This window comes from Streptomyces sp. NBC_01717, from assembly GCF_036248255.1.
In the GTDB taxonomy this organism is placed as follows: domain Bacteria; phylum Actinomycetota; class Actinomycetes; order Streptomycetales; family Streptomycetaceae; genus Streptomyces.
Window position 1 is genome coordinate 6,717,899 of the sequence record NZ_CP109178.1, and the last position, 13,506, is coordinate 6,731,404.

Consider the following 13,506-nt stretch of genomic DNA (forward strand, 5'->3'; position numbering starts at 1 on the left):
AGGTCATGAGTGACAGCGACTACGGCCCCGGCCCGCTGTCCGGCAACCCTCCGTCCGTGGCGGGGTGCCCCGGGTGAAGACCAGGCCGTAGGCAGCGAGGTCTGCGGCAAGCGCGGACCCCTCGACATCTGTGAATGTCACATCCCTGGGGTCCTGGTCCTCAAGGAGCCTCTTGTGAGCAAGCGAATGCGATAGGGCCCGGTCCGGCCCCTCTCCGCAACCCCCTTTTTCTTCCTCCTGCGCTGCCGCGTACCCGCCGGCGCAGTGAATTCGCCTGCCTCTTACGGGAGTTCGCCATGTCTGTCGTCACCGCTGCCGCCGACCGTTCCATTTGTTCCCCGCTGCCTGTTCTGGGCAAGGATGTAACTGTTCCGCTCGTTACCGGCGGAGAAGTCACCTATGCCGCCCTGGACTACGCGGCCAGTGCCCCGGCCCTGCAGCGGGTGTGGGACGACGTCGCCGCGTACGCCCCGTACTACGGCAGCGTCCACCGCGGCGCCGGCTACCTCTCGCAGCTCTCCACGGACCTCTTCGAGAACAGCCGCAAGGCGGTCGCGGAGTTCCTCGGCTGCCGCGCCGGGGACCAGGTGATCTTCACCCGGTCGACGACGGACTCGCTGAACCTGCTGGCCGGGGCGGTCCCCGCCGACTGTCAGGTCTTCGTGTACGAGACCGAGCACCATGCCTCGCTGCTGCCCTGGCGCGACGCCCGTGTCACCTACCTCAATGCTCCCCGCACCCCGGCCCAGGCCATCGAGACGCTGGAGCGGGCGCTCGCCGGCCGTGACCCGTACGGCCCCGCGCTGGTCTGCGTCACCGGCGCCTCGAACGTCACCGGTGAGCTGTGGCCGGTGAAGGAGCTGGCCGCCGCCGCCCACGCCCACGGCGCCCGGATCGTGCTGGACGCCGCACAGCTCGCGCCGCACCACCCGGTCGACATCGACGAGCTCGACGTCGACTGGGTCGCCTTCTCCGGACACAAGCTGTACGCGCCGTTCGGCTCCGGTGTCCTCGCGGGCCGCGCCGACTGGCTGCAGGACGCCGAGCCGTACCTGGCCGGTGGCGGCGCCTCCCGGAAGGTCGCCCGGCGCACCGACGGCGGTGTGGACGTGGAGTGGCACTCCACCGCCGCCCGGCACGAGGCCGGTTCGCCCAACGTCATCGGTGTCTACTCCATCGCCTCCGCCTGCAAGGCGCTCACCGAGGCCGGCTTCGACCGCCTCGTCGCCCGCGAGCAGCAGCTCGTCACCCGGGTCCGCGAAGGCCTTGCCGAGGTCCCTCAGGTCAAGGTGCTGTCGCTGTTCGGCGACGACGCCCCGCGGGTCGGCGTCATCTCCTTCGTGGTGGAGGGCTGGAACAGCTCGCACTTCGCGGCGGCGCTCTCCGCCGAGTACGGCATCGGGGTACGCGACGGACTGTTCTGCGCCCACCCGCTGGTGCGCACCCTGCTGGGCAGCGACCCGCAGGACCCGGGCGAGTGCGGTGCGCCGGAGGCCGAGCCGGGCGAGCGCTCGCTGAACGCGATCCGGGTCAGCTTCGGCGCCGGTACGCCGGACGAGCACATCGAGCGGTTCGTCCGCGCGGTCAAGGAGCTGGTGAGCGAGGGTGCCCAGTGGAAGTACCGCACCGAGGACGGCCGCTGCGTCCCGGACCGGGGCACGGCTCAGGTCTGACCGGCCGGGCACCGAGGCCGTAATACTTCGGCCGGGGACGGGCAGCTGCCCGTCCCCGGCCGAAGTATTACGGCGTGATGTGGCGTACCTACGCGTCGAGACCGATGGCGAAGGCGGCTTCCAGGTCGTGCTGCGAGTACGTACGGAACGCGACATGCGTGTCGGTGCCCTCGACGCCCGGGATCTTGCTGATCCGGCCGGGGATGACGTCCGCCAGATCGTCGTGCTTGGCCACCCGGACCATGGCGATCAGGTCGTACGTGCCGGTGACCGAGAAGACCTCGCTGACGCTGTCCAGCGCCGCGATGGACTCGGCGATCTCGGGAATCCGGTCCACGCTGGTTTTGATGAGCACGATCGCGGTGATCACGGCTGGCTTTCTCCCTCGGTGGCCGTGGCTGGAGTCTTCACTCTAGCCCCACGGCGGTAGCGCCCCCAGGCGTAGAGGAAGCCGGTGGCGAAGCCGACCACATGGGCGAGATAGGCCACCCCCGGTCCGCTGCCCGCACCCTGCGCCGCCATCCACTGCAGGACGAACCAGAAGATCAGCACGATCCAGGCGGGAAAGCGCAGTGGCAGGAAGAGCAGGAACGGGAAGAGGCTGGTGACCCGGGCCCGGGGGAACAGGTACAGGAACGCCCCGAGCACCGCGGAGATCGCCCCCGAGGCGCCGACGAGGGTCTGGTCGGAGCTGGCGTGCGCCGCCGCGTACGCCAGCAGGGCGAGATAGCCGCAGCCGAGATAGAAGAAGGCGAACTCGGCACGGCCCATCCGCTCCTCGGCCATCGCCCCGAAGACGTACAGGAAGAGCATGTTGCCGAGCAGATGCAGCCAGCTGCCGTGCACGAAGAGTGCGGTCAGCGGGGTGAGCAGGGCGTGTGCCGAGCCGCCCCACAGCTCGGCGGGGATCACCCCCCAGCGTTCGAAGTACCCGGCCTGTGCGGCGAGCAGGGTGTCGGCGGTGCCGTACGTGGGGTTGAACCCGGAGAGCGGGCTGATCAGGAAGATGGCACAGCACAGGCCGATGAGGGCATACGTCACCGGGGCACCGCCCGCGGTGGCGGCGCGCAGGAGCCTGCCGGTCGGTCCGCCCGTCACAGCACGCCGTTCGATCATGAACAGAGCATGACGCAAGGTAATGGAACGGGGCAGACCGCCTCGCCGTGCCGATGGGTATGCACAAGGCCGTAGGGTTACAGCAGGACATCCGCAGTTCGACGGCGCACCGCGAGATCCTGGGCAGGCAGCAGCACGACGCTCGACGAAAGAGGACGCAACGATGACGACGGTTCCCCAGCCGACCGACGGGACCCGCTGGCGCTGCACGCTCTGCGGGAATCTCACGCGCTTCGACGTGACGCGTTCGTCCAAGGTTGTCGAATACGTGCATCTCGACCTCGCAGGAGAAGCGACCGTCGAAGAGCGCGAGGTGGTCAGTGAGACCATCGAGTCGGTCCGGTGTCGTTGGTGCAACGCGGTGGACCAGATCGAACTAGTCGACAGGCCGGGTGCCGACTCCTGACGGGGCCGTGCGGACAGACATTTGGGGTGACGGATCGTGGAGCAGCCCGCAAGCGGCGCCGAACCGGCAGATGGAGCCGGCGACGCCGTCGAGGCGCTCGACCGCCCGCTGCCCGAAGGCGTACGGCGGCGGGTCGTCGCGCTGGTCTCGGACGCGTTCGGTGGCCTCACGGTCACCGAACTCCCGGCCCAGCTGAGGCAGTACGCCCGCTTCACCCCGACCCGGCGCGCCAAGTTCGCCGGGAACGCGATGGCGGCCGCCCTGGAGAGCGACACACTGTTCCGCCAGCGCATCGGAGAACGGCTCCGGGAGTCGCAGCCCGAGCTGACCGCGGCTGTGGAGGCAGGGGCGCCGCCCGCTGCCGCCGACCCCGTCGATGTGGCCGCCGCGGCCTATGTGCTGCGCCCGGTCGGCTGGGTGAAGCTGGTCGCCGCAGCCGGCGAGGAGGTCCAGCGGGCCGACGCCGAACGGGCCGACGAGGAGAGCCGGCGCGAACTGGAACGGCTGCGCGAGGAACTCGCCCAGGCCCGGACCCAGACCAAGAGCGAGACCGAACGGCTCCGCGGTGAGCTGGACGCGGCCCGCAAGGAAGCCGACGCGCTGCAGCGCAAACTGCGCTCCGCCCTGAGCGAGGTCAAGCGCGGTGAGGCAGCGGTGCGCCGGGGCAAGGCCGAGACCGAGACCGTACGGACCGAGGCGGCCGCGCGGATCTCCGCGGCCGAGAGCGAGACCCGGCGGCTGCGGGCCCGGCTCGGAGAGGCGGAGGCGTCCGTCGAGGCGAGCCGCAGGGCAGCCAGGGAGGGCCGCTCGGTCGAGGACATGCGGCTGCGGCTGCTGCTCGACACGGTGCTCGACGCGGCCCGCGGGCTGCGCCGCGAACTGGCCCTGCCGCCCTCTTCGATCCGCCCCGCGGACAGTGTCGACGCGGTCGAGCCCGGTGCGATGTCGCCCAAGGACATTGCCGCCAGGGCGCTTTCGGACACCGACCCGGCCCTGCTCGACCAACTGCTCGCACTGCCGCAGGCGCATCTGATCGTGGACGGCTACAACGTCACCAAGACCGGCTATCCGCAACTGCCGCTGGAGAAGCAGCGACTGCGGCTGCTGGGCGGTCTCGCGGTGCTCGCGGCGCAGTCCGGCGCCGAGATGACCTGCGTCTTCGACGGGGCCGAACTGGCCGCTCCGGTCCTGCTCGCACCGCCGCGCGGGGTGCGGGTGCTCTTCAGCAAGCCAGGTGTCACCGCCGACGAGCTCATCCGTCAACTGGCCCGCGCCGAACCGCCGGGCAGGCCCGTCGTCGTGGTCTCCACCGACCGCGAGGTGGCGGACGGCGTCGCGAAGGCGGGGGCCAGGCCCGTTGCGTCCGTCTTGCTCCTGAAGCGACTTTCGCGTGTTTAGTGCTAGTTGTGGTGACTTGCCGGAATTTACAGAACGGTCCGTCAAGCTGCGGCTACACGCGGTGTGATGTGAGTAAAGAAGTGACCGTTGGGGCGAGATTTTGCTTGTGAGGATTTGAACTGATCACAAGATGGTCACTAAGGTCGGGCCTCGAACCTTCGCACGGTTGATCACCCATCCGGGGTGACAGCGAAGGAACCGCCGAGTCCGTGACGTGCACGGAGCCGGGGATCCGATCCCCCACAACCCGGTAGGCGGCTCGAGGAAGAAGGAGCTCGCCTTCGTGGCGTCCCACCGTCGTCCCAAGCAGCCGAGCCGCACCCGCGTGACCGTGCTCACCGCGACCGCCGCCGCGGCCGTTGCCCTGACCTCCCAGGCCGCCCACGCCGACCCCAAGCCGACCAAGAGTGAGGTCAAGGCGAAGGTCGACAAGCTCTACCACGAGGCGGAGACGGCCACCGAGAAGTACAGCGGGGCCAAGGAGCAGCAGCAGAAGCTCGAGAAGCAGGTCGGTGCGCTGCAGGACAAGGTGGCCCGCGGCCAGGAGGAGCTCAACACGCTCCGCAGCGGCCTCGGTTCGCTCGCCGCCGCGCAGTACCGCTCCGGTGGTATCGACCCGTCCGTGCAGCTCTTCCTCGCCTCCGACCCGGACAGCTTCCTCGACGAGGCCTCGGCCCTCGACCAGTTGACGGCGAAGCAGACCGAGTCCCTGGAGAAGATCCAGGAGAAGCAGCGGGCCCTCGCGCAGCAGCGCAAGGAGGCCCAGGACAAGCTGGCCGACCTCGCGGACGTCCGCAAGACGCTGGGTGAGAACAAGAAGAAGTTCCAGGGCAAGCTCGCCGAGGCGCGGAGCCTGCTCAACACCCTGACCGCCGCCGAGCGCGAGAAGATGCGCCAGGACGACCTGCGCGCGAGCCGCGCCGCGGGCAGCCGGGTCGACCTGGGCAACGAGGTCCCCGCCTCCGCCCTCGGCGCCGCCGCTCTCCGGGCCGCCGCCACCCAGCTCAACAAGCCGTACGTCTCCGGCGGCACCGGCCCCAGCTCCTACGACTGCTCGGGCCTCACCCAGTGGGCCTATGCCCAGGCCGGCGCCGCTATCACCCGCACCACGTACACCCAGATCAACCAGGGCACCCAGATAGGCCGCAGCGCCCTCAAGCCGGGCGACCTGGTCTTCTTCAACAACACGGCGCACGTGGGCCTGTACGCGGGCAACAACACCGTCCTGCACGCCCCGAAGCCGGGCGCGGTGGTCCGCTACGAGTCGATGAACACCATCGGCAGCTTCCAGGTCGGCGTGCGCATCTGACGACGCCCGAACGGGCGAATTCCGACGCCCTGACCAACTACCCGCCCCGCCGGAGACCACAGGTCACCGGCGGGGCGGCGGCTTTCGCACCCGTCACCCGACCGCCACGGCCGTTGGGCGCTCCGTAGTCGCGCGGCTACTGTCTGCCTGCTGTGCAGCTCCCGTCCGTCGGTCCGCCCGCCCCGGGCGGCAGGGGGCTGCGCACCTCTGCGTACAGCGGAAGGGAGTGCGGCGTCCTGTGGTGTCCCATCGCCGTTCCACACAGCCCGGCGCCAACCGGAGCGTCCGGATCACAGTCCTGTCGGCGGCGACCGCTGCCGCCGCACTCGGGGCGGCCACCGCGAACGCCGAACCGCAGGACACGCCCCGGACCGCCAAGGCCGAGGTCGACCGGTTGTACGGCGAGGCCGAGCGCGCCACCGAGCAGTTCAACAAGGCCGGGGAGGACGCCGTGCGGCTGCGCGGCGAGGTGATCCGGGCCCAGGAACGGGCGGCCCGCGACCAGGAACAGATCAACCGGCTCCGCACCGCGGTCGGTTCGGCCGCCGCCGCGCAGTACCGCGCAGGCTCCATCGATCCCTCGCTCGCCCTGCTGCTCTCTTCGGACCCGGACAGCTACCTCGACCGGGCGGCCACGCTCGACCGGCTGAACGTCCGTCGGGCGAGCACTCTGCAGAAGCTCCAGCGCGCCCGGCGCGGGCTCGCACAGGCCCGGGCGGAGGCCGCCCGCTCGCTGGCCGGTCTGGAGCGCAACCGGGCCGCCGCCGTCCGCCACAAACGGACCGTCGAGCAGAAACTCGAGCGGGCCAGGCAGCTGCTGAGCTCGCTGCCGGGCGCGGACCGGGCGGCCTTCGGCCGGGCCTCGCGCACCGGCCGCGACGACGTCTTCCCGGGCATGATCGATCTGCCGCCGGGTTCGTCCCGGGCGGCGGCCGCCGTGATGGCGGCCCGGCACGCCGTCGGACGCCCGTACATCTGGGGTGCCAACGGGCCTGCGGGGTTCGACTGCTCCGGGCTGATGCAGTGGGCGTACGCCCAGGCCGGTGTCAGCCTGCCGCGCACCTCCCAGGCCCAGCGGTACGCCGGACGCATGGTGCCGCTCTCCATGGCCCGCCCGGGCGACCTGGTCGCGTACCGGGCGGACGCCAGTCACATCGGGATGTACGTCGGCAACGGCCAGGTGATCCACGCCCCGTACCCGGGCGCCCCGGTCCGCTACGACCCGGTCGGCATGATGCCCGTCTCGTCGGTCACCCGTATCTGACCCGTACCCTCGACCGGGTGGCTGATCAGGGACGTACGGCAGGCCGGGGACGTGACGGACGGTGGTGCGCGGCGGGCGCGGCACTCGCCGCTCTGCTGCTCGCATCCGCCTGCACGGCCCCCGCCGCCACCTCCCCCGACACCACGGCCCGCGACGTCCGCGCCACCCTGGACCGCCGAGCCGCCGCCGTCCTGGACCACGACCCGGACGCCTATGCGGCCACGGTCGCCCCCGGAGCCACCGGGCTGCGGACGGCCCAGCGCCGTGAACTGGCCAACCTGGCCGACGTGCCGCTGAGCTCGTGGACGTACGAAGTGACCGACGTGCACGAACACGGCGCCGCCAGGGCCACCGCCGACGTCGAACTGCGGTACCGGATCGCGGGCTACGACAGTGCCCCGGTCACCACCGACCGGGTCCTCGACCTGGAGCGGCACGGGGCGGACGGCCGCTGGTACATCGCCGCCGACCGGGCCGGGAAGGACGGCGGCCGGCAGCTCTGGCAGCAGGGCGACGTGCGGGTCGTACGCGGCACGCACAGCCTCGTCCTCGGCGTCGGCCGCACGCAGGAGGAGTTGCGCCGGATCGCGGACACCGAGGACCGCGCGGTGCCCGCCGTCTCCGCCGCCTGGCCGGAGCGCTGGGCCGCCCGCGTGGTGGTGGTCGTGCCGAAGACGGTCGACGACATGGCCGGGCTGCTCGGGGCACCGGTGGCGAACTACCGGGGCATCGCGGCCGTCACCACCGGGGAGACCGGCGGACCGGGCCGGACGCCCGCGGACCGGGTGATCGTCAATCCGCAGGCATACGCGATGCTCGGCACGTTCGGACAGCGGGTCGTGCTCACCCACGAGACCGCCCATGTCGCCACCCGCGCCCGTACCTCCGCCGCCACCCCGACCTGGCTCTCCGAGGGCTTCGCCGACTGGGCGGCCTACCGCGCCGAGGACCGGACCCCCGCACAGGCCGCGCCGGAACTGGCGGAAGCCGTCCGGAGCGGCGAGCTGCCCGTCGCACTCCCCACGGACGAGGACTTCCGCTTCGGTGGCGACTCCGGGCGCCTCGCGAGGGCGTACGAGGGCGGCTGGCTGGCCTGCGCGCTGATTGCCGACCACTGGGGCGAGAAGAAGCTGTTCGCCCTCTACCGGGCCGTCGGGGGGCACTCAGGGCGGGACGGAGCGGTGGAGCAGGCCCTGCACGAGGTGCTCGGCACGACCGAGCAGGACTTCACGGCGCGCTGGCGGGAGTATCTGCGGTCCCGTCTCGGCTGACGTCCCCGGCCGGTGCGGACCCGCGGTAGGGGACCGGCCGGACCGGCACCGGCTGCTCCGGCCTCCCCGGCTCGGTCACCGTCCGCCGCCACAGCCGCCTCGCCGCGACCAGGGTCGCCGCGACCAGCAGGCCATTGCGTACGAACATCAGCGTCACGCCCGTTGCGTCGCTGGTCACCACGTGGATGAATCCGAGCGGGAACTCCAGTTGCGTGACGCCCGTCGCGGCCAGTACCAGTCCGGCCGGCAATCCCATCCGGCCGGACCGGAAGACCAGGCAGACCGCCGCAAGACCGACCAGCCACAGCATGTACTGGGGGCTGATCACCCGGCTGGTGGTCGTGAACAACAGGACCGCCGTGAACGCCGCGTCGGCCGTGGTGCTCGCCCCGGACGTGCGGGCCCGCAGCCGCCACACCAGCAGCCAGCCGCAGGCGATCAGGCTCAGACCGAGCGCCAGCGTGCTCACCAGCGGTACGTGCGGACCGATGAACTCCAGCGATCCGTAGTTCAGCTCCACCCGGCCCTGCCAGCCGAACTGCCGCGCCACATGGAATACCAGCGCGCCCAGCGACTCGACCTCGGTGCCCCGGTCGCGCTGGAAGCCGAGAAAGGCCAGCGCGCCCGGCATCGCAGCCGCACACGCCACCAGCAGACCGGCCGCCGTCACCGCGGCGGCCGTCCACGAGCGGCGGGTGTGCTCCCCGCGCGCCGTGCCGACGAGCAGCAGCACCGGCCACACCTTCAGCAGCGCACCGAAGGCGGCCAGCGCCCCCAGCACCCGCGGATGCCGCGCCCCCGCCAGCAGCGCCGCCACCGCGACCGCCGTCACCATCACGTCGTAACGGGCGTACGCCGTCGTGCCGAGCAGCGGTACTCCCGCCACCCAGACCCAACCGCCCGCCGTCCGCCTGCCGGCCTGCCGGCCCGCGTACAGCAGCAGGCCCAGCACCAGCGCGTCGCACAGGCACACGAGGACGAAGAAGGCCGAGGTGTAGTCCAGGAACGGCAGCAGGGCCGGGGAGAGGATGGCGAGCGCCGCGACGGGCGGGTACTGCCAGGTGACGTCGGACTGCGGGTACGTACCGCTCTTCAGCACCTCGGACCAGCCGTGGTAGATCATCGAGACGTCACTCGTCACGTCCGGGCCCGGCAGCGTGATGACCTTCAGGACACAGAGCAGCAACACGGCCCTGGTGAGGGCCCACACCGCCACGGGTGCGAGAAATCTGCCGGTGCCGCCTGCTGCCGTCATGGCCGCACTCATTCCCTTCGCCGGTGGCTCGATGAGCCATGATGCACGGCGTCTCTGTGCGGGAGCCATCAGGCCCAGCGGTTCGGTACTGTCAGCGGCGATGGACAAGACCCTGATCGTGACCAATGACTTCCCGCCCCGACCCGGCGGTATCCAGGCATTTCTGCACAATATGGCACTGCGCCTGGACCCCGGACAAATTGTCGTCTACGCCTCCACCTGGAAGCGGAGCCCCGAGGGTCTCGCGGCCACCGCCGCGTTCGACGCCGAGCAGCCGTTCACCGTCGTCCGCGACCGTACGACGATGCTGCTGCCGACCCCCCGGGTGACCCGGCGCGCGGTCCAATTGCTGCGCGCGCACGACTGCACATCCGTCTGGTTCGGCGCCGCCGCCCCCCTGGGGCTGATGGCACCGGCGCTGCGGAAGGCCGGCGCCCGGCGCCTGGTCGCGACCGCCCACGGGCACGAGGCGGCCTGGGCCCAACTCCCTGCGTCCCGGCAGCTGTTGCGCCGGATCGGCGAGGGCACGGACACCATCACGTACCTCGGCGAGTACACCCGCTCCCGGATCGCGGCCGCGCTCACTCCCGAGGCCGCGAGCCGTATGGTCCGACTGCCGCCCGGCGTCGACGAGAAGATCTTCCATCCGGACTCCGGCGGTGGCCGGGTCCGGGCCCGGCTCGGGCTCACGGACCGGCCCGTCGTCGTCTGCGTGTCGCGGCTGGTGCCCCGCAAGGGGCAGGACACCCTGATCCTCGCGATGCCCGCGATCCTGGCACGCGAGCCGGACGCCGTACTGCTGATCGTCGGCGGCGGACCGTACGCCAAGGAGCTGAAGAAGCTCGCCGAGGAGACGGGCGTCAGCGACTCCGTACGGTTCACCGGACCGGTGCCGTGGGAGGAGTTGCCCGCCCACTACGGCGCGGGCGACGTCTTCGCCATGCCGTGCCGCACCCGCCGCGGCGGACTCGACGTCGAGGGCCTCGGCATCGTCTACCTGGAGGCGTCCGCGACCGGACTGCCGGTGGTGGCGGGCGACTCCGGCGGCGCCCCCGACGCCGTACTGGACGGCGAGACCGGCTGGGTGGTGCGGGGCGGCTCCGTGGAGGAGTCCGCCGACCGGATCGCCACCCTGCTCGGCGACCCGGAGCTGCGGCAGCGGATGGGGGAGCGGGGCCGGGCCTGGGTCGAGGAGAAGTGGCGCTGGGACCTGCTGGCGGAGCGGCTCAGAACACTGCTGTGAGACACAGCGATGCCCGGCGCGTCCTGCGCCGGGCATCGCACTGTTCTCAGCCGCAGTTGCCCCAGCTCATGCGACCGCCGCTGGCGTTGGCCCCGGCCTGTCCGTCCGGCCCGGTGTTGATCGAGCCCCAGTACTTCACGCACTTGCCGGCGGCGCTGCCCCGGACCGGCCCGGCGTAGCTGGTGTAGTTGCCTTGGTCGACGTACGTGTTGCCGTTCTGGATGATGAGCTGGGCGGTGGTGAAGGTGGCCGTGCCCGTGTACGAGGTCTTGACCGTCACGACACAGTTCTTGCCGTTGCCGCTGCTGTACATCAGGTAGACGGTACCGGCCACCGTGCCGCTGCTGAACTTCACGGGGGACGAGGCGACGACGGAGTAGCTGTGACCGTCGGCCCCGCAGACCGCGGTCGGACTGGCCGCGGCCGCTGCCGCATCGGCCGTGGCAGGCACCGCCACGAAGGCGGAGGCTGCCACGGCCACGACCAGACCGGCCCGCTGGAAGGCAGTACGCACAGGGGTCTCCCTAGGGAAGCGGATCAGTTCGAGTGATCCCGACCCTTGCACCGCCCCCGCATGGGGGACAAGGCCAGCTTTCGGCCAACGACCCGGTCAGCGCTGGTAGATGGACTCGACCTCGTCCGCGAAGTCCTTCGCCACCACATTTCGCTTCAGCTTCAGCGACGGCGTGATGTGGCCCGCCTCCTCGGTGAACTGCGAGGCAAGGATGCGGAATTTACGCACGGACTCCGCCTTGGACACCGCCGCGTTGCCGTCGTCCACCGCCCGCTGCACCTCGGCCAGCAGCTCCGGGTCCTCGCGCAGCGACACCGCCGTCGAGCCGGCCGGCTTGCCGTGCTCCGCGGCCCAGTGGCCGAGGAACTCCTCGTCCAGGGTGATCAGCGCACCGACGAACGGCCGCCCGTCGCCGACCACCATGCACTCGGCGACCAGCGCGTGGCTGCGGATCCGGTCCTCGATCACCGCGGGTGCGACGTTCTTGCCGCCCGCCGTGACGATGATCTCCTTCTTGCGGCCGGTGATCGCGAGATAGCCGTCCTCGTCGAGGGTGCCGATGTCGCCCGTGTGGAACCAGCCGTCGGCCAGCGCCTCGGCCGTCGCCGCCTCGTTGTTCCAGTAGCCCGCGAACAGGTGCTCGCCGTGCAGCAGCACCTCGCCGTCGTCGGCGATCCGGACGACCGATCCGGGCAGCGGCTGGCCGACCGTACCGATCTTCTGCCGGTCCCACGGGTTGAAGGCGGTGGCCGCACACGTCTCGGTGAGGCCGTAGCCCTCCAGCACCGTGAAGCCGATGCCGCGGTAGAAGTGCCCGAGCCGCTCGCCCAGCGGCGCGCCGCCGGAGATCGCGTACTCGCCGCGGCCGCCGAGTACGGCCCGCAGCTTGCTGAAGACCAGCCGGTCGAACACCTTGTGCTTGAACTTCAGGCCGATGGACGGGCCTTCGGGGGTGCCCAGCGCGCGGCTGTACGCGATCGCCGTGTTCGCGGCCTTGTCGAAGATCTTGCCCTTGCCGTCGGCCTGCGCCTTGGCACGCGCCGAGTTGTAGACCTTCTCGAAGACCCGCGGCACACCGAGGATCAGCGTCGGCCGGAACGAGGCCAGCTCATCGGTGAGGTTCTTGATGTCCGGGACGCAGCCGAGCTTGATGGGCGCCATCACCGACGCCACCTCGACCAGCCGTCCGAAGACATGGGCCGCGGGCAGGAAGAGCAGAACGGAGCACTCGCCGGTGCGGAAGAGCGGCCTGAGCCGCTCCACCACATTGCCGCACTCCGCGAAGAAGCTGCGGTGCGTGAGCACACAGCCCTTGGGACGGCCGGTGGTGCCCGAGGTGTAGACGATGGTCGCCGGGTCGTCGGCTCTGGCGCTCGCGCCGCGCAGGTCGAGGGTCTCCTCCGAGACCTGGGCGCCCGCCGCGGTCAGCTCGTCGACCGCGCCCTTGTCGATCTGCCAGACGTTGCGCAGGCCGGGCAGCCGGTCGCGCACGGAGGTGACGGACTCGGCGTGCGCGTCGCTCTCGACGAGGACCGCGACCGCGCCCGAGTCGCCGAGGATCCACTGGACCTGCTCGGCGGAACTGGTCTCGTACACCGGGACGGTGACCGCCCCGGCGCTCCAGATCGCGAAGTCGAGCAGGACCCATTCGAAACGGGTACGGGACATGAGTGCGACCCGGTCGCCGGGCTCGATGCCCGCGGCGATCAGGCCTTTGGCGGCCGCTCTGACCTCGGCCAGGAACTGGGTGGCGGTCACATCGGTCCAGACGCCTGCCACTTTGCGGCTCATCACCGCGACGTCGGGATGCTGCGCGGCATTGCGGCGGATGAGATCCGTCAGGTTGCCGTCCGAGGGGACCTCGTACAGGGCCGGAAGGCTGAACTCGCGCAAGACTGCTGCTCCTCATCGGGCTCCGGTGCCACGGCACTGTGTGACGCACCGGATGCGGTCCAAGATTGGCGGGTGCTCAGTGGGGTGAGCACGACTGGACTGCTCGGACGTTACCCATCAGTACTCGGTTCCGGATAGGGGGTTCCGGCCAGATGTTTTATGCG

The 13,506-nt window shown here is 71.0% G+C and carries 12 protein-coding genes and 1 riboswitch; of the genes, 7 read left to right on the plus strand and 5 right to left on the minus strand.

Annotated elements, in window-relative coordinates:
* The first annotated feature begins 1 nt into the window (after position 1).
* Positions 2–119, plus strand: a riboswitch (SAM riboswitch).
* 177 nt (positions 120–296) lie between these two features.
* Positions 297–1,673: an aminotransferase class V-fold PLP-dependent enzyme gene (locus OHB49_RS30400; RefSeq protein ID WP_329164133.1), complete on the plus strand. Its 1,377-nt coding sequence runs from the start codon at positions 297–299 to the stop codon at positions 1,671–1,673.
* 88 nt (positions 1,674–1,761) lie between these two features.
* Here the strand turns inward: OHB49_RS30400 and OHB49_RS30405 are convergent, their stop codons facing one another.
* Together OHB49_RS30405 and OHB49_RS30410 are read right to left on the minus strand one after the other, a co-directional pair.
* The gene (locus OHB49_RS30405; protein WP_005318592.1) at positions 1,762–2,043 is read right to left on the minus strand and encodes an Lrp/AsnC family transcriptional regulator; all 282 of its coding nucleotides are present in this window, start codon (positions 2,041–2,043) and stop codon (positions 1,762–1,764) included.
* Positions 2,040–2,789 (minus strand): rhomboid family intramembrane serine protease, encoded by a 750-nt coding sequence (locus tag OHB49_RS30410; RefSeq protein ID WP_329164134.1) that lies wholly within the window; start codon positions 2,787–2,789, stop codon positions 2,040–2,042. Before OHB49_RS30410 ends, OHB49_RS30405 begins: the two co-directional genes overlap by 4 nt.
* A 163-nt stretch (positions 2,790–2,952) precedes the next feature.
* On the opposite strand from OHB49_RS30410, the gene OHB49_RS30415 reads away from it, so the two are divergent.
* The 5 genes from OHB49_RS30415 to OHB49_RS30435 all read left to right on the plus strand — a co-directional run bounded on the left by OHB49_RS30415 (position 2,953) and on the right by OHB49_RS30435 (position 8,437).
* Positions 2,953–3,195 carry a hypothetical protein gene (locus OHB49_RS30415; RefSeq protein ID WP_030933560.1) on the plus strand — a complete coding sequence of 81 codons (243 nt, stop codon included), beginning with the start codon at positions 2,953–2,955 and terminating at the stop codon, positions 3,193–3,195.
* Positions 3,196–3,231: 36 nt separating this feature from the next.
* Complete coding sequence (locus OHB49_RS30420) at positions 3,232–4,593, plus strand: NYN domain-containing protein (protein WP_329164135.1); 1,362 nt, start codon at positions 3,232–3,234, stop codon at positions 4,591–4,593.
* Positions 4,594–4,876: 283 nt separating this feature from the next.
* Positions 4,877–5,902 (plus strand): C40 family peptidase, encoded by a 1,026-nt coding sequence (locus tag OHB49_RS30425; protein WP_030973003.1) that lies wholly within the window; start codon positions 4,877–4,879, stop codon positions 5,900–5,902.
* A 238-nt stretch (positions 5,903–6,140) separates the two neighbouring features.
* Entirely contained in the window at positions 6,141–7,166 is a 1,026-nt protein-coding gene (locus OHB49_RS30430; protein ID WP_329164136.1) for a C40 family peptidase, read from the plus strand.
* Positions 7,167–7,183: 17 nt separating this feature from the next.
* Complete coding sequence (locus OHB49_RS30435) at positions 7,184–8,437, plus strand: hypothetical protein (RefSeq protein ID WP_329164137.1); 1,254 nt, start codon at positions 7,184–7,186, stop codon at positions 8,435–8,437.
* Here OHB49_RS30435 and OHB49_RS30440 read toward each other — a convergent pair.
* A complete protein-coding gene (locus tag OHB49_RS30440; protein ID WP_329164138.1) occupies positions 8,394–9,692 on the minus strand; it encodes a glycosyltransferase family 87 protein in 1,299 nt (432 codons plus the stop codon). The two genes, OHB49_RS30435 and OHB49_RS30440, sit on opposite strands and share 44 nt — an antisense overlap.
* Before the next feature lie 100 nt (positions 9,693–9,792).
* Here OHB49_RS30440 and OHB49_RS30445 point away from each other — a divergent pair, with 100 nt between their 5' ends.
* Entirely contained in the window at positions 9,793–10,935 is a 1,143-nt protein-coding gene (locus OHB49_RS30445; protein WP_329164139.1) for a glycosyltransferase family 4 protein, read from the plus strand.
* Between the two features lie 46 nt (positions 10,936–10,981).
* Here OHB49_RS30445 and OHB49_RS30450 read toward each other — a convergent pair whose 3' ends face one another.
* Together OHB49_RS30450 and OHB49_RS30455 are read right to left on the minus strand one after the other, a co-directional pair.
* Positions 10,982–11,449 (minus strand): spore-associated protein, encoded by a 468-nt coding sequence (locus OHB49_RS30450; protein ID WP_313936908.1) that lies wholly within the window; start codon positions 11,447–11,449, stop codon positions 10,982–10,984.
* Positions 11,450–11,545: 96 nt separating this feature from the next.
* On the minus strand, positions 11,546–13,342 hold the full coding sequence (locus tag OHB49_RS30455) for an AMP-dependent synthetase/ligase (protein WP_329164140.1): 1,797 nt from the start codon (positions 13,340–13,342) through the stop codon (positions 11,546–11,548).
* Between the last annotated feature and the right edge of the window lie 164 nt (positions 13,343–13,506).